We start from the raw sequence: 22,013 nt of genomic DNA on the forward strand, positions 1-22,013 counted from the left end.
TCCCCCTGCTTTGTCTTCTTCCGGTTGCCGGTTGTTAATTACATCGTTTCTTCCATGGCATCATCTGTCTCCTCGATCATTTCCACATGATCACAGGAGGTGCATTGCAGCTTAGCCCCTTGCTTATTCCGTTTCTCCACCATCAGACTGCCGCAGTTCGGACAAGGTTTGGCAGAGGGCTTATCCCAGGACACAAAGTCGCATTCCGGATAACGGGTGCATCCGTAGAAAATACGCCCTTTTTTACTGCGCCGTTCAACAACATTGCCTTCTTTACAGGTCGGACATGTTACACCGATATCTTTCACAATCGGTTTTGTATTGCGGCATTCCGGGAAGCCGGAACAGGCAAGAAACTTGCCGAATCGGCCGAGCTTGTAGACCATGGGCTTACCGCATTTATCGCACATCTCATCAGATACTTCGTCTTCAATTTCAATTTCCTTCATTTCCTCCTCGGCGACCTCAAGCCGCTTCTCAAAGGATTGATAGAAATCATGAAGAACCTTGACCCAATCCCCTTCCCCTTCCTCCACATGGTCCAGATCTCCCTCCATGTTGGCCGTGAATTCCACATTCAGAATTTCGGGAAAAAATTGCTCCATCTGCTCAATGACAAGCTCCCCAAGCTCGGTAGGCATGAACTTTTTCTCTTCAATGGCTACGTAGCCCCTTTTTTGGATCGTTTCAAGCGTTGGAGCATACGTACTCGGACGTCCTATTCCGAGCTCTTCAAGCGTCTTTACGAGCCTTGCTTCCGTATAACGTGGCGGTGGCTGCGTAAAATGCTGCTTCGGCTCAATCTCTTCCGTCTTCAGCTTATCCCCTTCCGCAAGCGGCGGCAGCAGCTTCTCTTCTTCGGTCTTTCCATCATCATTGCCCTCAACATATACCTTCATAAATCCGGGAAACCGTACTTTGGAACCCGCTGCTCGGAAAATGGCCGAAGCTGCCTCAATATCTACCGAAAGAGTATCCATAATGGCTGATGACATTTGACTTGCCATGAATCTTTCCCAGACCAGCTTGTAAAGCCGCAGTTGATCCCTGCTTAAAAAAGGCTTCATCGTTTCCGGGTCACGCAGTGCGGAGGTCGGACGGATTGCTTCGTGAGCGTCCTGTGCGTTGGCTGCTTTTTTCGAATACTGGCGCGGGCTTTCCGGTACGTAAGATTCTCCGAATTTCCCGGCTATATATTCCTTGGCTTCCTCTTGCGCCGAAGCAGCGATGCGTGTGGAGTCCGTACGCATGTAAGTAATCAGCCCGACCGTGCCTTCCTTCCCGAGATCTACGCCTTCATACAACTGCTGAGCGACAGACATCGTTTTGGATGCGCGAAAATTTAATTTGCGCGCCGCTTCCTGCTGTAGCGAGCTGGTCGTAAATGGCGGAGACGGATTGCGGAGGCGTTCTTTCTCTTTCACGCTAATGACCGAGAACGAGGCATTTTCAATAGCTGCCAGTACCTCTTTCACATCCGCCTCGCTCGCAAGCTCTTTCTTCTCCCCGTTCAGCTTATGAAATCTAGCCTCAAAACTGCTGTCTTTCACGGACAGACGGGCTGTGATCGTCCAATATTCCTCCGGTACAAACTCGCTGATTTCATTCTCCCGGTCCAGAATGATTTTGACGGCAACAGACTGCACACGTCCGGCCGACAGGCCCTTCTTTACCTTTTTCCACAGCAGCGGACTAATTTTGTAACCTACAAGGCGGTCCAAAATCCGCCTCGCCTGCTGAGCATTTACCAGGTCCATGTTGATTTTACGCGGTGTTTTAAAAGCATCCTTGACCGCCTGCTTGGTGATCTCATTAAATACAACACGGCAATCAGCCGTATCATCCAGCTCCAGAGCATGGGCCAGATGCCAGGCAATAGCCTCACCTTCTCGGTCAGGGTCAGCCGCCAGATACACTTTTTTTACTTTTTTGCTGGCATCCTTTAATTCTTTCAGTATTGAACCTTTACCACGAATGGTTATATATTTTGGATTGAAGTCATTCTCCACTTCAACCCCGATCTGGCTTTTAGGCAAATCCCGGACATGCCCCATTGAGGCTTTAACGATAAATTTGCTGCCTAAGTATTTGCCGATCGTCTTCGCCTTGGAAGGCGATTCCACGATGACGAGTGAATCTGCCACAAGCCATCCCCCTCTCGATTACTACTTACTATTACATGTAAGCTCAATTCAGCAGTTGCTGATTAAATTAACTGATATTTTAGTCCCGCAAGCTGAGCGACCCTTTTTTTTATGATTAACGATAACAGAACTGAGTGTAAAAGTCCAAAATCCCAACCGGTCGACGTTAACAGCTCATCAACCGTAAGCGTTCCCTGCTCCAGCAGCGAAACAATCCGCTCTTCATCAGAAGAGTAGTTTTGCTTCAAAGAGCCTCCATGGTTCCCCGCACTAGCTGCGGCAAATGAGCCGGGCTCTGCATCGGCAGGAGAAAACCACCTACCATATTCCTCCATGATGTCGGAAGCTTCAGTAACCAGCTTAGCTCCTTGCTTGATTAAATTCAAGGTGCCCCGACTTTTTGGGGATGTAACAGGACCCGGCACCGCAAATACATCCCTACCTGACTCCAGGGCGGCGTCGGCTGTAATCAACGAGCCGCTGCGGATATCAGCTTCCACGACGAGTGTTCCACGGGTCAAGCCTGCAATAATGCGATTGCGCTGTGGAAACAAACCTGGATGGGATTTCGTACCAGGCGGATATTCGGAGATAACGAGGCCCCTGCGGACGATTTCCTTATATAAGGATGTGTTTTCCAGAGGATATGCTACGTCAATCGCTGTGCCTAGCACAGCCAGCGTGCTGCCGCCACAGCGGAGCACGGCTTCGTGGCATATGCTATCGATTCCCCGGGCCATCCCGCTGACAATCGTATACCCGTTGGCGCTTAGCTCCGCTGCCAGCGTTTCCGCCATCTTCCGGCCGTAGGCTGTAGGCACTCGTGTGCCCACCATGGCTACAGACACGGAGTCAAGCAGTGATCTATCTCCAAGGAAGTACAATACCCACGCAGGATCAGGAGTTTCCTTCATTAATATAGGATAGTCATCATCCAAATAAGTAATAACCCCGATGCCCGCCTGCTGAACCTGCAGCCACTGTTCTATCGCCCACTCCCTAGTAAATAAGATAGAGGCCTGGCGGGCATGCTCCACTGTCAAGCCGATCCCCATCCATTCTTTCTCCCCAAATTCAAAAATATCATGCCATTTGATTCCGCTGGAGAAGAGCCGGCTGACCGTTCTGCGGCCCACTCCTTGCAGCATCGTTAATCCCATTAAAATCTGGCGTTCTTCCATTTCCGTTTCCTCCCTAAAAGGGAAGGCTGTGCCCTCCCTATTTTGTGACAGAGATCATTTTTTTGCAAGCGTTTCCTCACCCAAAAGATGAAAACGCAAAAAAAGCAACCTTTTCATTTCCACCTTAGGAAACAAAAAGGTTGCTTACCTTTACTACATTATATACCAGTAAAAACAGAATAGTTCAAGCCCCATTAATGAGTGGTGCAAAGATTAAGAATACCCCGTTCTTCAAGTACGCTAACCAGCGTAGATCCCATTTCCGATGGAGTTGGAGCGACTTTAATACCGCAAGATTCCAACTTCTCGATTTTTTCCTTTGCCGTTCCTTTGCCACCGGAAATGATCGCGCCTGCGTGGCCCATCCGTTTACCTGGAGGCGCGGTTACGCCGCCGATAAAGCCGACAACCGGCTTGGTCATATTCTCCTGAATCCACTCTGCGGCTTCTTCTTCCGCAGTACCACCAATTTCACCGATCATAATGACGGCATGTGTCTGCGGATCCTCGTTGAATCGACGTAAAATGTCAATAAATTCGGAGCCTTTGACAGGGTCACCGCCGATGCCCACCGCGGAAGATTGACCAATACCACGGGTAGTCAGTTGGTGCACCGCCTCATAAGTGAGGGTTCCGCTGCGAGATACAACGCCCACATGGCCAGGCATGTGAATATACCCCGGCATGATACCGATTTTGCACTCGCCCGGAGTAATAACCCCAGGACAGTTTGGACCAATCAGAACGGTTTTCTTGCCTTCCATAAACCGCTTCACCTTAATCATATCCATTACTGGAATTCCCTCGGTGATGCAAATGACAAGATCCATCCCCGCATCTACCGCTTCCAGGATAGAATCCGCTGCAAAAGCTGGTGGCACATAAATAACACTGGCCGTTGCGCCGGTCTTCGCTTTGGCTTCTTCAACTGTGTTGAAGACAGGCAGCTTTACCGCACTACCGTTCTCCAGCGTGATTTCCACTTCCGTGCCGCCTTTGCCCGGCGAAGTGCCGCCGACCATCTGCGTCCCGTAATCAAGGGCTCCCTTGGCATGAAACAATGCTGTTTTCCCTGTAATCCCCTGCGTAATGACCTTTGTATTTTTGTCGACCAAAATACTCACGCTGCTCACATCCCCTATCTAATATTCTTTCATGCGGAATGCAAAAAATGTCTAAAGTATCTACTGCACGAGTGAAACAATCTTCTGTGCTCCATCTGCCATCGAATCCGCAGAGACGATATTTAGGCCAGATTCGGACAAAATTTGCTTGCCAAGTTCCACATTGGTACCTTCCAGACGAACCACGAGCGGTTGGTTCAGACCGACCTGCTTGGCCGCTTCCACGACACCGTTCGCGATGATATCACACTGCATAATGCCGCCGAAAATGTTGACGAAGATACCTTCTACTTTAGGGTCGGACAGAATAATTTTAAATGCTTCGGTTACCTTCTCCGTTGTGGCACCGCCCCCTACATCGAGGAAGTTGGCCGGATCACCACCGTAATACTTGATGATATCCATCGTGGCCATAGCGAGACCTGCACCATTCACCATACATCCGATGTTGCCGTCAAGAGCTATGTAGCTCAGATCGAATTTGGAAGCTTCAATTTCCTTCTCATCTTCTTCATCCAGATCGCGCAGCGCCTGAATATCCTTATGGCGGAACAGGGCGTTGGAGTCAAAGTTCAGCTTGGCGTCAAGAGCTATAACGGCTCCGTCACCTGTAACCACCAGCGGATTGATCTCGGCAATCGAGCAATCTTTGTCAACAAATGCCGAATAAAGTGCCACCATAAATTGGGCAGCCTTGTTTACGAGTTCATTCGGAATGTTAATGCTGTAAGCCAGCTTCCGGGCTTGGTACATTTGCAAGCCGATAGCTGGATCGATAACTTCCTTGAATATTTTCTCCGGAGTGGCTGCCGCCACCTCTTCGATTTCCGTACCGCCTTCCTCGGATGCCATCATGACGACACGTCCGGTAGCCCGATCAACCACAACGCCTACATAATATTCCTTACGGATGTCACAACCCTCTTCAATTAACAGACGTTTAACTTCTTTTCCTTCCGGGCCTGTCTGATGTGTAACCAATACTTTACCGAGAATTTCGGAAGCATAGGTCCGTACCTCATCAAGGTTTTTTGCCACCTTCACGCCGCCGGCTTTACCGCGTCCCCCGGCATGGATTTGAGCTTTCACCACTGTAACAGCGCTTCCAAGGGATTGAGCGGCCTCTACCGCTTCTTCCACCGTATAGGCTACTTTGCCGTTTGGAACGACTACTCCGTACTGTTTTAAAACCTCTTTACCTTGATATTCATGGATATTCATTCTCGAATCCTCCTATCAACATGACTGCAGCAAGGCGGTTTACAAGGAAATTTGATATAAACCCACATTATTGTAACATGTTTTTAAAACGCTTTCCTTAAAAAACGGAAGATGAAATCCAAGCTTTTTTATATCGGTATCATTCCTAAAAGCGAATATTTGGATAAATATGTATTTCAATTCATTACATTTTCTTACTGCAAGTATTCAATACTTAGTAAATGTAAACACTTATGCAGATGGGAGGACTCGTTATGAAAATGGATAAGAAATTCAGCTATGTGCCGCTATTCCTGCAGTGGGTGTTAAACATCCTGTTAACCCTACTGGCTCTTATCCTCTCCGTCTTTCTAGTCAAAGAGACCTTCACCATTTACCAGATTATTTTCAACTTAGACGGGACCCCGGCCATTGATCTGTTGGAAAGCATCCTTAACTTTTTCCTTTATTTCGAATTTATAGCGCTGATCATTAAATATTTCGAAGCCCACTTTCATTTTCCGCTTCGTTATTTTATTTATATCGGCATTACCGCCATCGTGCGGCTCATTATTGTAGACCATAAAGATCCGATGGATACGATCCTTTACTCAGGGGCCATCCTAGTTATGGTCGTCACTTTATTTATTGCGGACCTCCGCAAAAAAAGCAGCAATTGATTTTTTAATGAAGAAAAAGTATACCAGACTGCAATTTCGAAGATATGGGAACACAAAAAAAGTCCCGGGTTAACCGGGACTAGGCAAACAAGAAATCTTACCAGGGGATTACTTTCCGCAACTGTCCTTATTGTATTGGTGTACCCGGTTCAACAGGTTGTTGAATTGCTCCAGCAAAGAGCGGAATTCCTCGGTATCCTTGCAAATTTTGCCGCCAATAGAGTCAGGGATGCTTAACGCTTTATGTCTCAACTGGCTTCCGGAGTCCGTCAAAGTAATCAGCACTTTGCGTTCATCCTGGGCAGACCGTTCACGATGAATGAGGCCTGCTGTCTGAAGCCTCTTTAACAGGGGAGTCAAGGTGCCGGAATCCAGATACAGCGCATCCCCCAGCTCCTTCACCGTACACTGTCCGCGCTCCCAGAGAACAATCAGTACAAGGTACTGGGAATAAGTGACGCCCAACTGCTCAAGATAAGGTTGATACAGCTTCGTTATCTCACGAGAGCAGGCATATATTGTAAAACAAAGCTGGTTTTCTAATTTCAATGCTTGATCTGCGGTGTTACTTTCCATGTCTGTCATTCACCTACTTTCGTCATTATTTTATCACAAAATTAAAAAATAAGCATATAAATTTCGGGAAATATATTTACACAATATATTTATTGTGTTAAATTATATTTTGTAAAATATATTTGAGAGGAAGTTGATTAATGATGATGACAATTCAACAAAAAATGTACGAAACAACAGTTAAGGCTGTAGGCGGCCGCGAGGGTTACGTTGAATCTTCTTCTCCCGAGCTTCGACTCGATATCCGGACTCCAAAAGAAATGGGCGGCTCCGGCGGCAACGGTTCCAATCCAGAGCAACTGTTCGCAGCGGGCTACTCTGCATGCTTTGATAGCGCCCTTAATCTGGTGGCGCGCACACAACGTATCAAACATGAAGGCACAGAAGTTACCGCTACCGTCTCTTTTGGCAAGGTTGAAGACGGCGGCTTCGGAATTGCTGTTAAGATGGATGTCCTGGTGAAAGGCATTGACCGTGAAACAGCTACCCGACTCGTTGAAGAAGCTCACCAAGTATGCCCTTATTCCCGGGCGACCCGCGGCAATATCGTGGTCGAGCTTAACGTTATTTAAGAGTATCTCCAACAATTCCTGAATATGCCGCACTGCCTTCTCTCACTTCCCATGTCAGGCAGCTCGGCCTCAGTTCATTTATATACATGATCCTTCCGGATCACGAAAGCACCCTCTCATCCGTTGCTCGGATGGAGGGTGCTTTCGTATGTTATGTAATGGTACAGGCTTCTCTAATTGCTGCTCATATTCTTCATATCCAGCTTTCGATATTGTATAGCCTCAGCCGTATGCTCCATACCAATCTGATCTGCCCCAGCCAAGTCGGCAATCGTGCGGGAAAGCTTGAGAATACGGTCGTAGGAACGCATGCTGAGACCCAGGGCTTCTACCGTTTGCTGAAGAAGCGTGTGCGCACGCGGCTCCATTTTGCAAAACCTGCGCAGCAGCGCGCCCGATAGCTCGCTGTTCCAGGAAATTGGAAGCTCCCGGTATCTTTCGGCCTGAACTGCCTGAGCGGTTAGGACTTGCCTTCTCATCTCCTCGGAACTAATCGAAGCTTGTTCCTGCTGCCACTCCCTGGGACGCGGCACCTCAAGCTGGAGATCAATCCGGTCCAGCATGGGTCCTGATATCCGTGAGCGGTAATGCACAATCCGTCTCGGGCTGCAGGTACAGCGCTGTACGTCCGTCTCGCTTCCGTACCAGCCGCAGTAACACGGGTTCATGGACCCCGCAAGGAGAAATTGGGCTGGGTAGGTAAATACCGCCCTTGCGCGGCTAATCGTTACCTGCTTATCTTCCAATGGCTGTCTAAGCACCTCCAGCACCTGTCGGTTAAACTCCGGGAGCTCGTCGAGAAAAAGCACCCCGCGATGCGCGAGGCTGACCTCGCCCGGCTTCGGAATGGCACCGCCCCCAATAAGCCCTCCTGAAGAAATCGTATGATGAGGCGCACGAAACGGCCTGGTTCTGATCAGACCGGAAGCGGATTCTTTCAGTTTGCCCGCTGCGCTCAATATTTTGGTTACCTCAAGCGCCTCTGCCTCCTCCAGCTTTGGCATGATGGTGGGAAGTCGGCGAATCAGCATTGTTTTGCCGGTGCCCGGAGGACCAATGAGCAAAATATTGTGCATGCCCGACGCCGCAATAACCAATGCTCGTTTGGCATGCTGCTGGCCCAGGACATCGGCATAATCCTCTAATGCCCTTCCCGGTGGGGCATCATCCCCATCTTCCGACACCATCAGCACCTGCTCATTGAGCAACAGATGATCAAGGCTTTCGACACGGACCGGAGGCCTGGCTGTTTCCCCACCTTCCGGTTTCTGTGTTAGATTAATGCTAGCTGGCGGGATCATATCCTTTAAGTGCCTGACGCCGTACACCCGTATGCCTCTGACTAGCCTCGCCTCCTGCCCATTTTCCCAAGGCAGCATAACGGAATCGAAGCCCTCTCTCTTGGCCAGGTCAACCATCGAAAGTACACCGTTCACCGAACGCAAGCTGCCGTCCAAAGCCAACTCACCGATAAACATCGTCTTTTCTTCACTAGGGAGTATAATCTGGGCGCTCGCTGTCAACAGTCCAATCGCAATCGCCAAATCGAATGAAGATCCTTCCTTGCGCAAATCGGCCGGAGCCAGGTTAATTGTTACGCGCTGGGACGGATATTTAAAACCGCAGTTTTTAATGGCGGCACGCACCCGTTCCACCGCCTCGCGGATCGCCGAGTCCGGCAGCCCGATTATCGAGGTCTGAGGCAGTCCGTTGGACAAATCCGTCTCCACTTCAATCAGTACACCGTCAATCCCATACAGACAAGCGCTATTCAGCTTTCCATACATAAAAAAAGCACCTCTTTCCACCTTGAAATTCCGCCTTGTTGTAGGGCGGGTTAAATGGTTGAAAAGGGTGCTTCCTCATTTTCAATATTGGAAATATTATCAGTCGAACACTGTCAGCTTGTCAGCAGCAGGCGTTCGCTGTTGAGCTTTCGGTACTACCTCTGGATATCCGGCATACACCATGCCTACAATTTTCTCTCCTGGAAGTATGCCGAGCTGCTCACGAAATACCGGCGAATAAAGGAAAGGCTTCGTAACCCAAAAGGTTCCGATTCCTTCACTCCAAGCAGCAAGCATAAAGTTTTGGACCAACGCGCTGACCGCCGCAAAATCCTCATCCCAAATAGCCTGGCGCGGATCTTCCTTCATGACGATGATCAGTTCAACAGGAACATTCATAATGGCTGCTGCAAATTTATTGTCCTCCCCCAGCTCCGCCGTTACCGCGTCGGCCAGCTTTTGACGTCCATCGCCTGTGAATAGCAGGAAACGCCAAGGCTCGCGCAGCTTGTGATTCGGGGCCCATACAGCGATATCAAGCAGTCTGGTAAGGGTCTCCACAGGTACCGGATCCGCTTTAAACTTCTTAACCGTTCTGCGTTCCTGAATTACATCTATCACATTTGTTGCGAATACCGCAGATTCATTCATTTCAATTCCTCCTTATAAAAGCCTACAGCTCATCAAGTAAATGAGAACATTTCTCAATCCAATATATCCGCTCCTTATCTCTATGTCAAACCCTGACAAAATAAAACGGGCTGCTCTCCCAAATGTATACGAGAAGCAGTCCGTGTTCTTCACGCGCTAAGAAAATTATTTTTTCTAAAAAGCAGCTTCAATATGCTCCGTAACAACTGCCTGTTGGTCCGGAAGCAGCCTGACAGCCACCATATCAAAACGGACCGGTATATCAGCCACCCCCCGCATATGCATGTAGATTTCAGCCGTATGCCGAACCTGGGTTATTTTGCGGGCAGTTACAGACTCGGCTGCCGTTCCGTGGGTAGTTCCCGTCCTGCTCCTTACTTCTATAAAAATGAGCGTTCCGTCCTTCTCGGCGATAATATCTACTTCCCCGCTGCGGCACCGCCAGTTGCGTTCTATAATTCTACAGCCTTTATCGATCAAATATTGTGCAGCCGTCTCCTCGCCCCGCGCGCCTTTGCGTCTGCGATTATCAGACATCTCGGACATATGGACACCTTCATTCCTGATATGAATCGCCTCCTGCCAGCTTATCCATGCGGTATACGTAGCTAAGCACCTCAGCGACAAGCTGGTACAGCTCCGTGGGAATCTGCTCATTCAGATCAAGCTTGGACAGGACCTCCACCAGCGCCGGGTCCTCTTGTACCGGAACACCGTGCTCTTTGGCTCTTTCCAGAATGGCCTCCGCCACCTTGCCGCGGCCTTTGGCAACCACAACAGGTGCGTCATTTTCACCCGGGCTGTATTTAAGTGCAACCGCTTTTTTCTGGGACAGGGAAGGGGCGTCATCCGTCTGCTCTTTCATACTTTGATATCGACTCCTTTATACACCTGCGGGCTGTAGTCCCCAACGATATGGGCGGCTGTGCCGCTTTCCGCCTGCACACGGACCGGGAGCGGCTCCGCTTTCAGTGTCAGAAGCTGGTAGCCGATACCGGCCAAAGATTCAATTATAGTTTCACGTGTACTGTCCAGCAAAGACTCCGTCCACTCGCTGTTATTATGCACTTTTACACTGACGATACGATTCACAACCTGGACATCAACCATCGTCGTTCCCAGAGCTTTCATATCAAGGTCAAACCATAGGCGGCAATTGGATGAATCCAACTCTCCGCGTTTGCCCCTTCTGGACTGGATCTGTACGGATGCCGTCTCCTGGCCGTCCGGTCCAACAAAAGGGATAAACATGTGCACCTGGGCAAAAGGAGCCGTCCGGTCCGTGTTCAGCAGCAACTGCTGTCCGGTCAGATGCTGCACAACCTGCTGCGCGGCCTCCTTCAGGGCCGGCGGCACGCTGCTGCTGTCCATCAACTGCAGCAGCAGCCCCTTGACGGTGGCGTCGTCCACCTGCGCCGCCGTCTGAGCTGCCGACGCTGCGCCTGTCGGCAGCTCCACACGCGCCGGGGCCAGCCCGGCCGCCGCGCGCAGCGCCTGCTGCTCGTGCTCCGCACCGAGCAGCTTCAGCACCCGCCCCACCCACGGATCTTCCCTGTGGGTGACTGCGGGTGCTTGGCCTTCACCCGGTCCGTTGTCCGGGACCGGGTCCGCTTGCTGCGCCGCGATGCTGCGCAGCTCCTGCAGCAGCGTGCGCAGCTTAGGCAGCGCGTCTTCCTGCGGCGTAGCAGCCGCTGCTGCGCCGCCTGCCGGTAGCGGCACTCCTGCTGGCTTGTTACGGTCGGCTGCTACTGCCTCCGTCATCTCGCCCGCAACCACGGCCGTGCTGAAGGTCCCCCTGCCGGTGGGGAGGCGCGCTCCATCCGCTCTGTCCTTCCCGGCCGTTGCCGGCGCTCCACCATTCAGCGGGGAAGCGGCTGCGCCGGATCTCCCCTGCGCTCCTGGTGCTTCCAGCTCCGCATGATTCACATTTGCCATGCCGCCGCTTCCTCTAGCTTCAGCAGCCCCTGCTCCTTCACCCTGCCGTGCTGCGGCTCCATTTCCCATCCACTGAGCCGGGACCGCACCGATGTTGCCCGTCTTCGCTGCGGCCGAACCGGATCCGCTCATACCTGAAGCATTCGCACTATTCGGCAATACAGCAGTCTTTGCATTTACCTCTGAAGCCGGACTGCCGGTAGCGGCACCCGCAAGATCTGAACCACCACGGATTCCCTGCTTCAAAGTCTGTTCAACAAGCTTCTCCAGGGAAGACAGCAACTGGTCCAATGGAGGCCCGAAGATGGCCTGGTGCAGGCCTGCTACCGCTTCCGCGGTGATTGGAAGCCCCCGCTGGAAAGCCACAGCCGCCGCCTGAACAATCGTCTCCGGTTTGGCTCCGCTTGGCAGCAGGTAATCCACCGCCTCCCGCAGCAGCTCCGCATTTTCCGCCGTGAGGGGAATGCCGCTGCGCTGCATCAACTGGATCAACTCGCGGTTCTGCGACGTATCCGGCAGCTTTACCGATTGCAGCACCTCAGCTATGGCAACAGTTGAGATCGGTTGATTTGCTCCTTGAGACAGCGGCTTTAGCACGACAGTCCCATCATCGTTTGGGGGCTGCACTTGCAGCAGCGCCATCTGCCCTTCCTGAAGTGGTGTCTCTACCTTAGCCCGTACCTGCGTGCCTTGGATTTGCAGAACCGCTTCTCCACCGTCTTCGGAGACCTTCACCACCGTTCCACGGACGACCTGTCCGGTCTGCAGCTCCAGCTTTTTGCTCTCTCCTGCTTTCGCATCCCCAAGCAGTCCCCGGATCACTGACCCGATATTCATGCCGCCCATCCTCCTGTCATTCTTCTATCTATTGTATATCGGCGCGCACCTGCCTCCAGATGAGCGTATCCGGATTCAAAGATCAAACAATGTAGGCTGCTCGACCAGCAGATTTCCCAAAAAGCTGCGCCGATGCATATCCGTAGGACCGAGGGCCATGATCTGTTCACGGTGCAGCTTGGTGGCGTATCCTTTATGTATAGCAATACCATATTCAGGGTATTTGGCTTCCCATTCCCCACGACACAGCCGGTCTCTCGTCACTTTCGCGATAATGGACGCAGCAGCAATGGACTGACTCACCGCATCCCCTTTAATAATCGCTAATTGCGGCAGAGGGATATCCACTTTCTCGGCGTCAACCAGCAGATAGTCCGGCTGCAAGCCCATAGCTTCCACCGCCTTTTTCATAGCCAAACGCGCGGCCTGCTTGATGTTGATCTCATCAATCAGCTTTGCAGTCACGGTGCCGATCCCGATCGCCAGCGCATTTTCCATGATCAGCTCATAGCAGGTTTCTCTCTTTTTGTCGGTCAGTTTTTTGGAATCCGTGACTCCTTCCAATATCAGTCCTGTTGGCAAAATAACCGCGGCAGCCACCACATCCCCGAACAGACAGCCCCTCCCTACTTCATCGATCCCCGCGACATATTTATAATTCTGCTTCCAACATTCCTCTTCATAACGAAGCATTTCCGTCATTTGTATTCAACACCCGCCTTTATTTTACTCTGCTTCCTCATTCGAACGCTTCCCGTATGCAATGAATGACTAACATACTCTAGCTTATCATACCGGCCTAGGGCCAAAAAGGGGATGTCCTATTTTCGGCAAAGCTATATTTTTCCACAAAAAAACCTTCCGTATCTCCACCAGAGACACGGAAGGTTCTTCCTTTCCGTTCAAAAAAAGGGCTTAGCTCTGCTTTTTCAAAGCTTCTTGTGACTTCAATAAGGAGCTTCCAGCGAAAACCGGCCTAGCTTGCCTGCCCGCAGCTCACGCAACAGCACGCCCGACGCCTTCTCCAGATCCACCCGTCCGCCGCTGACGATACAGCCCCGTTTACGGCCAATCGCTTCCATGACGCCGACAATCTCATCCGGATTCTCACTGTCCTCGGGTCTTGCGGTCAGCTCAAATCGCTCCGCCATAGTATCCCAGTAATAGCTTACTAAATATTTTACCGCAAAAAAGGCAATATCTTCAACATTAAGTATTTCCTCTTTGATTGCGCCTGTTACGGCAAGCCGGTACCCGACATTCTGGTCCTCAAATTTCGGCCATAAAATCCCCGGCGTGTCCAACAGCTCGATCTCTCCAATCCGAATCCACTGCTGCGCCTTCGTTACGCCGGGCCGATCGCCCGTCGCTGCCACACTGCGGCCGGCCATGCGGTTAATCAGCGTCGATTTACCCACGTTCGGAATACCGACAATTAATGCACGGATTGGCCGCGGCTTTATCCCTTTCGCAATCTGACGATCGATTTTCTCCTTAAGCAGCACCTTAGCCTGAACCGGAATGTCCTTAATGCCCGTGCCTGTCTGGGCATCGACCGGCAGCGCCGTTTGTCCCTGCTCTTTAAAATAAGCGATCCACTGCTGCGTCACTGCAGAGTCGGCAAGATCTGCCTTGTTCATAATGATCATCCGCGGCTTGCCCTGCAAAATCTCGTCGATCATGGGATTGCGGCTGGACAGCGGAAGTCTCGCATCTATAAGCTCTATCACCAGATCAATCAGCTTCAGCTTCTCCTGAATCTGGCGGCGTGCCCTGGTCATATGCCCGGGGAACCACTGTATCGTCACCGTATCACCTCATTGTATAAAACATGTATTTAGAATGCGCTATTCGTCGTGATTAATCCATTCCATCTCACGGATTGGCCAGAAGATCACATCAGCACGGCCTATAACATCGTCTAAATTGATAAAACCCAGCTTGCGGCTGTCCGTACTGTTCGAACGGTTGTCCCCCATGACAAATATTTGTCCCTCAGGAACCTTCGTTTCCTGATTCACGCCATTCGGGAAATCCATCAGCATATTGTAATCTTCGCCCTTGGCATGCGCTTCCTGTACGGCTTCTTGAATGTAGGTTTCCGGAATCTGCTCGCCGTTCACCTTAACAACATCCCCTTCAACCGTCACCGTATCGCCGGGAACAGCAATCACGCGTTTAATAAAGTCGCGGTTTTCTTCAGGTACATGAAACACGATAACTTCGCCGCGCTGCGGCTCACGGATATTATACAAAATTTCATTCACAATCACCCGTTCACCTGTATGGAAATTCGGCTGCATCGACGGTCCTTCAACGATAAACGGCTTGAAGAGAAGCCAGCGGATCAGGAACACCAGCACCAAAGCGATGACGATTGCCTTAACCCATTCCCAAATCTCATTTTTTTCTTTCTTTGTTGCTCCGCCACCATCAGCCGGCTGCTGTGCAGAACCCTGCTCCAATTCGCGCTCCATCGTTCACTGTCCTCTCTTATGGTCAAGTTTCTACAGTCCCTATGTAATTTCATGTAAATGTAGAAACAAAGCGGTTCTCATGAAGAGTATCTGCCTCATGAAATTGCCTCATTGAAATAACAAAAGGGGCTTGCTGAACAAGCCCCTTTTGTTACTCGTGTATTAACGACGAATTTCTTTAATTCTCGCTGCTTTACCGCGCAGTTCACGAAGATAATAAAGCTTCGCACGACGCACTTTACCACGGCGAGCCACTTCGATTTTATCGATTTTCGGGGAATGCAGTGGGAAAGTTCTTTCCACACCTACACCGTAAGAAATTTTACGAACCGTAAAAGTCTCACTGATTCCGCCGCCACGGCGCTTGATTACAACACCTTCAAACAACTGGATACGCTCGCGCGAACCCTCGATAACCTTAACGTGCACTTTCAAAGTGTCACCAGGACGAAAGCTTGGCAAATCGCTACGCAGTTGCTCTTGAGTAATCGCTTGGACGATATTCATCTAGGACTCCCTCCTTCCGCTACAGGTGTTCATGCCTCTTCCAGAAACTCGTCTGTTTCCTTCATCATTAACAGAGGACCACCATATTACACACAACGGAAGAATTATACCATGGATTAGTTCGTTTGCGCAACAAAAATTAAGGGACTTGACCATTAAATTATTAAATTTATATTTTATTATAAGAAAAATGTCTATCGATGTAAATTCACAGAAGATAGACCGCGTTTAGCGGGAATTTTTCTTGCGATTCCAGGAAGCCTATACTAAGAAGTTTATACTTTCTGCAATCTTAAGAAAAACATCTATCGATGTAAATTCACAGAAGACAGACCGCGTTTAGCGGAAGTTTTTCTTGTCATTCCAGGAAGCCTATACTAAGCCAGCAGATCTGACACAAGAAAAAAAAGACCGCTTCAGTCCCGATGGAATCGGAGGAAGCCGTCTTTTATCAACGTTGCATCTATGTGCTCTTGGAGGCCTGTGAATCACGCAAAGATTGAATCCATTGTCTTTCCTTGGCGGTCAAATCAGCATGATCCAGCAGATCGGGACGTCTTTCCAGCGTCCGCCGCAATGATTCACGCCGCCGCCACTCCTCAATATTCGCATGGTGGCCTGAAAGCAGGATATCAGGCACCTTCCAGCCGCGAAAATCAAGCGGTCTCGTATAATGCGGATGCTCCAGCAGCCCTGTGCTGAACGAGTCAGCCACCGCACTCGTTTCATTGCCGAGCACACCTGGCAGAAGTCGTACGACGCTGTCAATAACAGTCATGGCAGGCAGCTCTCCACCTGTCAGGACATAATCCCCGATGGACAGCTCATCGGTCACCAGATGCTCACGGATGCGCTCATCATAGCCTTCATAATGGCCGCATATGAAAATCAGATGCTCCTCGCGCGCCAGCTCCTCCGCTTTTCTCTGGGTGAAAGTCTCCCCCTGGGGACACATCAGAATAATGCGCGGTGGCCTGGCCGTTCCGGCCGGTTGCTCATCCGCCGTCCATTGGGCCTCAGATTTAGTCACTTCCCCTTCTTTAGAAACCTTATCTGCTTGTCCTTCCAGCAAGTCCTCCACCGCGGCAAAAATCGGATCAGGCTTGAGCACCATACCTCCTCCCCCACCGTAGGGAGTATCGTCAACCGTATTATGCTTGTTGTCGGCGTACGGCCGGAAGTTGACTGCACTGAGTGAAACGATGCCCTTTTCCTGAGCTTTGCCGAGGATACTGGCACCGAAGACACCTTCGAACATTTCCGGAAAAAGGGTTAATACTTCCACTTTCATATCAAAGGAGTCCTTCCATGAGCCGAACCGTTACTTTTTTATTCTGCACATCCACAGACAACACAACTTCTTCGATGTACGGGAGCAACAGCTCTTTGCCCGTCTTGAGCTTGACTACCCAGACATCATTGGCACCCGGGCTCAATATTTCCTTGATCTCACCAAGCTCTTCCCCGTCTTCCGTAAAGGCGATACAGCCGATAATTTCATGGTAATAGTATTCGTCGTCCTCCAGCTCACCCAGCCGCTCTTCGGTTACTTTCAGCATACTGCCCTTATATTTCTCTACATCGTTAATATTGCCGTATTCCTTGAATTTAACGATAACTAGGTTCTTCTGAAACCGTGCCTGCTCCACCGTCACCGGAATCGGTGCCCCGCCTTTCTCCGGTATGATCAGCAGTTCGCCGTCTTTTGCGAACCGATCTTCCGGAAAATCAGTGGATGTGAGTATTTTCAGTTCCCCGCGAATGCCGTGCGTGTTAACGATCTTGCCGACATTATACAGTTTATGCATATTGCTCCTCCTACACTTAGTACGTTCCATAAGGGCCAGATATAATTTATGTTCAGCATGTACGAAAAAGGGCTAGGACATTCATCCTAACCCCCTTTCGTATATCTTTAAGATATGATATCTACGGTTACCCGCTTATCCATCTTAACGGCTGCCGATGTAACCACAGTGCGAAGTGCTTTGGCGATCCGGCCCTGCTTGCCAATAACCTTGCCCACATCATCTGGATGCACGCTAAGCTCATATACAACAAGCCGATCCTTCTCCACAGTCTTCACGATCACATCTTCCGGATGATCGACTAAAGCCTTAGCAATAAGAATTACTAATTCTTCCATGGTTGACCCTCCGAATCAGCGCCTTATTTCTGCAATTTAGACTCATGAAACTTCTTCATAACGCCAGCTTTGCTGAGCAAGTTGCGGACGGTATCGGATGCTTGCGCACCGTTTTGAAGCCATTTCAGCGCTTTATCTTCGTCGATTTTCACAACTGCCGGAACTTCAACAGGGTTGTAATAACCGATTTCTTCGATAAAACGGCCGTCACGAGGGGAACGGGAATCAGAAACCACCACGCGATAGAAAGGCGCTTTATGTGCACCCATACGTTTCAGACGAATACGAACTGCCACGAAATTCACCTCCTTCAAGAAATAGACTCTTTATTTAAACATGGGACTGGTTGGAGCATTATCTAAAAGGAAAACGCATACCTTTTCCCATGCCTTTAAGCTGTTTCATAGCTTTGTTCTTGCCGCCCTTCGGCCCCATCATATCCGAAAACTGCTTCATCATGCGCCGCATCTCGTCAAACTGCTTGATAAGACGGTTCACCTCTGCAATCGAGGTTCCGCTACCCGTCGAGATTCGTTTACGGCGACTGTGATTAATCAGCTCGGGGTGCTGCTTCTCTTCTGTCGTCATCGAGTGGACGATGGCCTCAATCCGGCTCATTTGCTTGTCATCCACTTTAATGTCCTTCATCTGCTTCATGTTACCCATACCGGGAATCATGTCGAGAATCTGATCAATGGGTCCCAGCTTCTTTACCTGTTCCATCTGTTCGAGGAAATCCTCAAACGTGAACTCGGCATTGCGCATCTTGCGCTCCATCTCTTTCGCTTTCTCGGCATCGATGTTGGACTGGGCCTTCTCAATTAAGGAAAGCATATCACCCATACCCAAAATCCGCGAAGCCATCCGTTCCGGATGGAACGGCTCAAGAGCATCCAGCTTCTCGCCAAGCGAAGCAAATTTGATCGGACAGCCGGTAACGGCTTTAACTGACAATGCAGCGCCGCCGCGTGTATCCCCGTCCAGTTTGGTAAGAACAACGCCTGTCAACTGAAGCTGATTATTGAAATGCTCGGCCACGTTCACCGCATCCTGACCTGTCATGGCATCCACGACAAGCAGGACTTCATCCGGGTTAACAACCTGATGAATCTGACGAAGCTCTTCCATCAACTCTTCGTCTACATGCAGACGGCCAGCCGTGTCGACGATCACATAGTCGTTGCCATTATCCTTCGCATGCTGCAGACCCTGCCGTGCGATTTCAACCGGACTAGTCTGATCTCCCAGCGAAAATACTGGCGCATTAATCTGCTCGCCCAGCACCTGCAACTGCTTGATCGCGGCGGGACGGTAAATGTCGCCTGCCACCAGGAGCGGCCGGTGGTTCTGCTTTTGCAGCAGCTTGGCCAGCTTGCCCGTAGTTGTCGTCTTACCAGCGCCCTGCAGACCCACCATCATAATGACGGTAGGCGGTTTATTGGCCTTGGCCAGCTTAGCCTGACTTCCGCCCATCAGCTCCGTCAATTCCTTGTTGACGATGTCGATAATGACCATACCAGGAGTGAAGCTGTCCATCACTTCCTTGCCGACGGACTTCTCCTTCACCTTGGCGATAAAGTCTTTAACAACCTTAAAGTTAACGTCCGCTTCCAGCAGCGCAAGACGCACCTCGCGCATCGCCTGGGACACATCCTCCTCGGATACCTTTCCTTTACCCCTAAGCTTGCTGAATACACTCTGCAGCCTTGAGGACAATCCTTCAAACGCCATATAGTCACACCTCCCTCTTTCTTCTGTTGTGACTCTATCTGTATCAGTTAGGACCTCTGCATTTGTTGCAGCCGGTTAACAATATCGTTAATTTGTTGAAGCTCATCCGGACTCGGTGCTTCCTCCTGCTTCATTAAGGATGCAACCTTCTCGGACAACTGCTCCAGCTCACGTGTCCGTTGTTCGTGCTTACCGAGCAAACCGAGCTTGTCTTCATACATTTCGAGCACCTGCTCAGCACGTTTAATGTGCTCATATACCGCCTGGCGGCTAATTTCAAATTCCGAGGCAATTTCTCCGAGCGAAAAATCGTCATGGAAATAATATTTGAGAAATGTCTGCTGTTTTTCCGTAAGCAATGGTTCATAGAAGTCAAACAGCAGGTTGATGCGGTTGGTCTTCTCGAGCCGATTCTCCTGACTCATTCATTACAACCCCCAACGTCAAGGAAAAACACTTTACAGTTCTTTTCAACGCTCCTTATCATACCTAAAAGAAATACGTATGTCAAGCATTAAACCTTGTCACATTTTCAAGCTGCTTTTTCAAATTTTCAATGGTGTCAAATACAGCAGAACCGCAAAGAAATGAAGCACACTGCCTCCGAGGACAAAAACATGCCAGACCGCATGATGATAGGGAAAAGCCTTCCACACATAAAATACGGTGCCCAGGGTGTAAAGCACTCCGCCAGCGGCAAGCAGCACAATTCCGGTATGCGGGATAACAGCAACCAGCGGGTTCCAGACAATGACGATCAGCCAGCCCATGGCAAGATAGAAAAGTGTCGACATAAAAAGAAACTTTTTGGTGAAAAAAGCCTTAAATACGACGCCAAACAAAGCGATTCCCCAAATGACGCCGAACAAGCTCCATCCGAGCGTACCGCGCACAGCAGTCAACAAAAACGGAGTATAGGTACCTGCAATAAAGAGGTAAATGCATGAATGATCCAGAATTTCAAATAGATCCTTTGCTTTGCCCTCTTTGAGCATGTGCAGAAGCGTAGAATTCGTGTACAGAAGAAGCATGGTGATCCCGTACACCGTAAAACTGACAACATGCCATGCCGTTCCGTGTGTGGCGGATGTGACGATCAGCAGGACCAGTGCGGCAATACTCAGCAGAACGCCGATGCCGTGGGTAATCGCATTCGCCACCTCTTCCCTGCGGCTGTATGTGTGGGTGTTAGCCATAACATTCCTCCCGTGCTTTCGATAAGATTCAAAGTCCAGCCGCTCAACTTCTTAGCTGCGGATTTTGTAGTTTCGCCTATGCTCATTATACTATGCCCGCCGCTTAAACACACATCCGGTACGTTGCCATCGATTCGGTAACTGGAGATACCATTTTATACAAGAAAAAGGAACAGAGCTACAAAAAGCCCGTCCCTTTTTTGCAGCCTGATTAGCCGCGCTTGTTATTCTATGCTGTGCTTCAGTTCGTTCCACCCTCTTCACCAGGAGCTTCCTGAATCAGCCCCGTGAAAAGCGCATGTACGAACTGGTCGGAATCGAACGGCTGCAGATCGTCTATTTTCTCGCCAAGTCCCACAAACTTGACCGGGAGGTTCATTTCCTGACGAATGGCAATGACAATGCCGCCTTTAGCCGTACCGTCCAGCTTGGTTAATACAAGGCCTGTAACACCGCTCTTTTCCCCGAACAGCTTCGCCTGGTTGAGCGCGTTCTGTCCTGTCGTCGCGTCCAGTACAAGCAGCACCTCATGCGGCGCGTCTGGAATCTCGCGCTGAATGACACGAAAGATCTTGTTAAGCTCTTCCATCAGGTTAGTCTTGTTCTGCAACCGTCCGGCCGTATCGCACAGCAGCACATCTACCTTGCGTTGCTTAGCTGCCTGCACCGCATCATACATCACAGCAGCCGGATCGGAACCGGAATGCTGTTTAATGACATCAACTCCGGCGCGCTGCCCCCACACTTCCAGTTGCTCAATAGCGCCAGCGCGGAACGTATCCCCCGCTGCGAGCAGAACTTTTTTGCCTTCCTGCTTAAAGCGATGAGCCATCTTGCCAATGGTAGTCGTCTTGCCAACCCCGTTCACGCCGACAAACAGAATAACCGTAATCCCATCAGGGTTAGTCTTCAGACTAGAGTTTTCTTCACCGCGCAGCAGTTCCGACAGCTTCTCCGACAGCACCGGCTGCAGTTCGGCGGCGTCTTCGATTTTGCGCTTACGAACTTCAGAGCGCAGCTCGTCAATCAAATTCATGACCGTATTCACGCCAACGTCGGCACCGATCAATATTTCTTCCAGTTCCTCATAAAATTCCTCGTCAATCTTCTTACGGCGGATCATCAGATCCGATACCTTTTCCACAAAGCCTTTACGCGTTTTTTCGAGTCCGTCCTTAAACTGCTTTGTCACCGATTCGGTTTTATTGGCAATGCTCTCTCTCAGCTTTCTAAAGAAACTCAAGTCCGTTCCCTCCTATAATGAAGCCC

The 22,013-nt window shown here is 50.2% G+C and carries 24 protein-coding genes; 2 read left to right on the plus strand and 22 right to left on the minus strand.

Annotated elements, in window-relative coordinates; all coding sequences use genetic code 11:
• Positions 1–38 precede the first annotated feature (38 nt).
• The 4 genes from topA to sucC form a co-directional block, all read right to left on the minus strand.
• Positions 39–2,144 (minus strand): type I DNA topoisomerase, encoded by a 2,106-nt coding sequence (topA, locus tag OIN60_RS12280; protein WP_305755147.1) that lies wholly within the window; start codon positions 2,142–2,144, stop codon positions 39–41.
• A 62-nt stretch (positions 2,145–2,206) separates the two neighbouring features.
• Complete coding sequence (gene dprA / locus OIN60_RS12285) at positions 2,207–3,325, minus strand: DNA-processing protein DprA (RefSeq protein WP_305755148.1); 1,119 nt, start codon at positions 3,323–3,325, stop codon at positions 2,207–2,209.
• A 194-nt stretch (positions 3,326–3,519) separates the two neighbouring features.
• Positions 3,520–4,449 carry a succinate--CoA ligase subunit alpha gene (gene sucD / locus OIN60_RS12290; protein ID WP_305755149.1) on the minus strand — a complete coding sequence of 310 codons (930 nt, stop codon included), beginning with the start codon at positions 4,447–4,449 and terminating at the stop codon, positions 3,520–3,522.
• A 60-nt stretch (positions 4,450–4,509) separates the two neighbouring features.
• Positions 4,510–5,670: an ADP-forming succinate--CoA ligase subunit beta gene (gene sucC, locus OIN60_RS12295; protein ID WP_305755150.1), complete on the minus strand. Its 1,161-nt coding sequence runs from the start codon at positions 5,668–5,670 to the stop codon at positions 4,510–4,512.
• Between the two features lie 254 nt (positions 5,671–5,924).
• Between sucC and psiE the strand changes: the two genes are divergently transcribed.
• Positions 5,925–6,329: a phosphate-starvation-inducible protein PsiE gene (gene psiE, locus OIN60_RS12300; protein ID WP_305755151.1), complete on the plus strand. Its 405-nt coding sequence runs from the start codon at positions 5,925–5,927 to the stop codon at positions 6,327–6,329.
• Positions 6,330–6,437: 108 nt separating this feature from the next.
• Here psiE and OIN60_RS12305 read toward each other — a convergent pair whose 3' ends face one another.
• Positions 6,438–6,905, minus strand: coding sequence for a MarR family winged helix-turn-helix transcriptional regulator (locus tag OIN60_RS12305; RefSeq protein WP_305755152.1), 468 nt, complete (start codon positions 6,903–6,905; stop codon positions 6,438–6,440).
• A gap of 143 nt (positions 6,906–7,048) precedes the next feature.
• Here OIN60_RS12305 and OIN60_RS12310 point away from each other — a divergent pair, with 143 nt between their 5' ends.
• Positions 7,049–7,477, plus strand: a complete 429-nt coding sequence (locus tag OIN60_RS12310; RefSeq protein WP_305755541.1) for an organic hydroperoxide resistance protein — start codon at positions 7,049–7,051, stop codon at positions 7,475–7,477.
• A gap of 173 nt (positions 7,478–7,650) precedes the next feature.
• Here OIN60_RS12310 and OIN60_RS12315 read toward each other — a convergent pair whose 3' ends face one another.
• The 17 genes from OIN60_RS12315 to ftsY all read right to left on the minus strand — a co-directional run bounded on the left by OIN60_RS12315 (position 7,651) and on the right by ftsY (position 21,987).
• A complete protein-coding gene (locus OIN60_RS12315) occupies positions 7,651–9,264 on the minus strand; it encodes a YifB family Mg chelatase-like AAA ATPase (RefSeq protein ID WP_305755153.1) in 1,614 nt (537 codons plus the stop codon).
• Positions 9,265–9,363: 99 nt separating this feature from the next.
• Entirely contained in the window at positions 9,364–9,915 is a 552-nt protein-coding gene (locus OIN60_RS12320) for a nitroreductase family protein (RefSeq protein ID WP_305755154.1), read from the minus strand.
• A gap of 174 nt (positions 9,916–10,089) precedes the next feature.
• Entirely contained in the window at positions 10,090–10,461 is a 372-nt protein-coding gene (locus OIN60_RS12325; protein WP_305755155.1) for a YraN family protein, read from the minus strand.
• 10 nt (positions 10,462–10,471) lie between these two features.
• Complete coding sequence (locus OIN60_RS12330) at positions 10,472–10,780, minus strand: EscU/YscU/HrcU family type III secretion system export apparatus switch protein (RefSeq protein ID WP_305755156.1); 309 nt, start codon at positions 10,778–10,780, stop codon at positions 10,472–10,474.
• Positions 10,777–12,687 (minus strand): TP0910 N-terminal domain-containing protein, encoded by a 1,911-nt coding sequence (locus tag OIN60_RS12335; protein ID WP_305755157.1) that lies wholly within the window; start codon positions 12,685–12,687, stop codon positions 10,777–10,779. Before OIN60_RS12335 ends, OIN60_RS12330 begins: the two co-directional genes overlap by 4 nt.
• 75 nt (positions 12,688–12,762) lie before the next feature.
• Complete coding sequence (gene rnhB / locus OIN60_RS12340) at positions 12,763–13,389, minus strand: ribonuclease HII (protein WP_305755158.1); 627 nt, start codon at positions 13,387–13,389, stop codon at positions 12,763–12,765.
• A gap of 245 nt (positions 13,390–13,634) precedes the next feature.
• Positions 13,635–14,495 carry a ribosome biogenesis GTPase YlqF gene (ylqF, locus tag OIN60_RS12345; RefSeq protein WP_305755159.1) on the minus strand — a complete coding sequence of 287 codons (861 nt, stop codon included), beginning with the start codon at positions 14,493–14,495 and terminating at the stop codon, positions 13,635–13,637.
• Positions 14,496–14,534: 39 nt separating this feature from the next.
• Positions 14,535–15,164 carry a signal peptidase I gene (gene lepB / locus OIN60_RS12350; RefSeq protein WP_305755160.1) on the minus strand — a complete coding sequence of 210 codons (630 nt, stop codon included), beginning with the start codon at positions 15,162–15,164 and terminating at the stop codon, positions 14,535–14,537.
• Positions 15,165–15,326: 162 nt separating this feature from the next.
• Positions 15,327–15,671, minus strand: coding sequence for a 50S ribosomal protein L19 (rplS, locus tag OIN60_RS12355; protein ID WP_305755161.1), 345 nt, complete (start codon positions 15,669–15,671; stop codon positions 15,327–15,329).
• Positions 15,672–16,134: 463 nt separating this feature from the next.
• The gene (gene trmD / locus OIN60_RS12360) at positions 16,135–16,962 is read right to left on the minus strand and encodes a tRNA (guanosine(37)-N1)-methyltransferase TrmD (protein WP_305755162.1); all 828 of its coding nucleotides are present in this window, start codon (positions 16,960–16,962) and stop codon (positions 16,135–16,137) included.
• Position 16,963: 1 nt separating this feature from the next.
• The gene (rimM, locus tag OIN60_RS12365) at positions 16,964–17,479 is read right to left on the minus strand and encodes a ribosome maturation factor RimM (RefSeq protein WP_305755163.1); all 516 of its coding nucleotides are present in this window, start codon (positions 17,477–17,479) and stop codon (positions 16,964–16,966) included.
• Positions 17,480–17,586: 107 nt separating this feature from the next.
• Positions 17,587–17,817, minus strand: coding sequence for a KH domain-containing protein (locus OIN60_RS12370; protein WP_305755164.1), 231 nt, complete (start codon positions 17,815–17,817; stop codon positions 17,587–17,589).
• 23 nt (positions 17,818–17,840) lie between these two features.
• Positions 17,841–18,113 (minus strand): 30S ribosomal protein S16, encoded by a 273-nt coding sequence (gene rpsP / locus OIN60_RS12375; protein ID WP_305755165.1) that lies wholly within the window; start codon positions 18,111–18,113, stop codon positions 17,841–17,843.
• A gap of 58 nt (positions 18,114–18,171) precedes the next feature.
• Complete coding sequence (gene ffh / locus OIN60_RS12380; RefSeq protein ID WP_305755166.1) at positions 18,172–19,548, minus strand: signal recognition particle protein; 1,377 nt, start codon at positions 19,546–19,548, stop codon at positions 18,172–18,174.
• 47 nt (positions 19,549–19,595) lie between these two features.
• Positions 19,596–19,973, minus strand: coding sequence for a putative DNA-binding protein (locus OIN60_RS12385; RefSeq protein WP_305755167.1), 378 nt, complete (start codon positions 19,971–19,973; stop codon positions 19,596–19,598).
• A 120-nt stretch (positions 19,974–20,093) separates the two neighbouring features.
• Positions 20,094–20,744: a PAQR family membrane homeostasis protein TrhA gene (trhA, locus tag OIN60_RS12390; protein WP_305755168.1), complete on the minus strand. Its 651-nt coding sequence runs from the start codon at positions 20,742–20,744 to the stop codon at positions 20,094–20,096.
• Between the two features lie 241 nt (positions 20,745–20,985).
• Positions 20,986–21,987 (minus strand): signal recognition particle-docking protein FtsY, encoded by a 1,002-nt coding sequence (gene ftsY / locus OIN60_RS12395; RefSeq protein WP_305755169.1) that lies wholly within the window; start codon positions 21,985–21,987, stop codon positions 20,986–20,988.
• Positions 21,988–22,013: the final 26 nt, after the last annotated feature.

This window comes from Paenibacillus zeirhizosphaerae (assembly GCF_030705605.1).
In the GTDB taxonomy this organism is placed as follows: domain Bacteria; phylum Bacillota; class Bacilli; order Paenibacillales; family Paenibacillaceae; genus Paenibacillus; species Paenibacillus zeirhizosphaerae.

Coding starts and splice junctions, on each gene's coding strand:
- dprA (WP_305755148.1), bottom strand. CDS start 3,325: ATGGAAGAACGCCAGATTTTAATGGGATTAACGATGCTGCAAGGAGTG.
- sucC (WP_305755150.1), bottom strand. CDS start 5,670: ATGAATATCCATGAATATCAAGGTAAAGAGGTTTTAAAACAGTACGGA.
- psiE (WP_305755151.1), top strand. CDS start 5,925: ATGAAAATGGATAAGAAATTCAGCTATGTGCCGCTATTCCTGCAGTGG.
- OIN60_RS12305 (WP_305755152.1), bottom strand. CDS start 6,905: ATGGAAAGTAACACCGCAGATCAAGCATTGAAATTAGAAAACCAGCTT.
- OIN60_RS12310 (WP_305755541.1), top strand. CDS start 7,049: ATGATGACAATTCAACAAAAAATGTACGAAACAACAGTTAAGGCTGTA.
- OIN60_RS12315 (WP_305755153.1), bottom strand. CDS start 9,264: ATGTATGGAAAGCTGAATAGCGCTTGTCTGTATGGGATTGACGGTGTA.
- OIN60_RS12320 (WP_305755154.1), bottom strand. CDS start 9,915: ATGAATGAATCTGCGGTATTCGCAACAAATGTGATAGATGTAATTCAG.
- OIN60_RS12325 (WP_305755155.1), bottom strand. CDS start 10,461: ATGTCCGAGATGTCTGATAATCGCAGACGCAAAGGCGCGCGGGGCGAG.
- OIN60_RS12330 (WP_305755156.1), bottom strand. CDS start 10,780: ATGAAAGAGCAGACGGATGACGCCCCTTCCCTGTCCCAGAAAAAAGCG.
- OIN60_RS12335 (WP_305755157.1), bottom strand. CDS start 12,687: ATGAATATCGGGTCAGTGATCCGGGGACTGCTTGGGGATGCGAAAGCA.
- rnhB (WP_305755158.1), bottom strand. CDS start 13,389: ATGACGGAAATGCTTCGTTATGAAGAGGAATGTTGGAAGCAGAATTAT.
- lepB (WP_305755160.1), bottom strand. CDS start 15,164: ATGGAGCGCGAATTGGAGCAGGGTTCTGCACAGCAGCCGGCTGATGGT.
- rplS (WP_305755161.1), bottom strand. CDS start 15,671: ATGAATATCGTCCAAGCGATTACTCAAGAGCAACTGCGTAGCGATTTG.
- trmD (WP_305755162.1), bottom strand. CDS start 16,962: ATGAAAGTGGAAGTATTAACCCTTTTTCCGGAAATGTTCGAAGGTGTC.
- rimM (WP_305755163.1), bottom strand. CDS start 17,479: ATGCATAAACTGTATAATGTCGGCAAGATCGTTAACACGCACGGCATT.
- OIN60_RS12370 (WP_305755164.1), bottom strand. CDS start 17,817: ATGGAAGAATTAGTAATTCTTATTGCTAAGGCTTTAGTCGATCATCCG.
- ffh (WP_305755166.1), bottom strand. CDS start 19,548: ATGGCGTTTGAAGGATTGTCCTCAAGGCTGCAGAGTGTATTCAGCAAG.
- OIN60_RS12385 (WP_305755167.1), bottom strand. CDS start 19,973: ATGAGTCAGGAGAATCGGCTCGAGAAGACCAACCGCATCAACCTGCTG.
- trhA (WP_305755168.1), bottom strand. CDS start 20,744: ATGGCTAACACCCACACATACAGCCGCAGGGAAGAGGTGGCGAATGCG.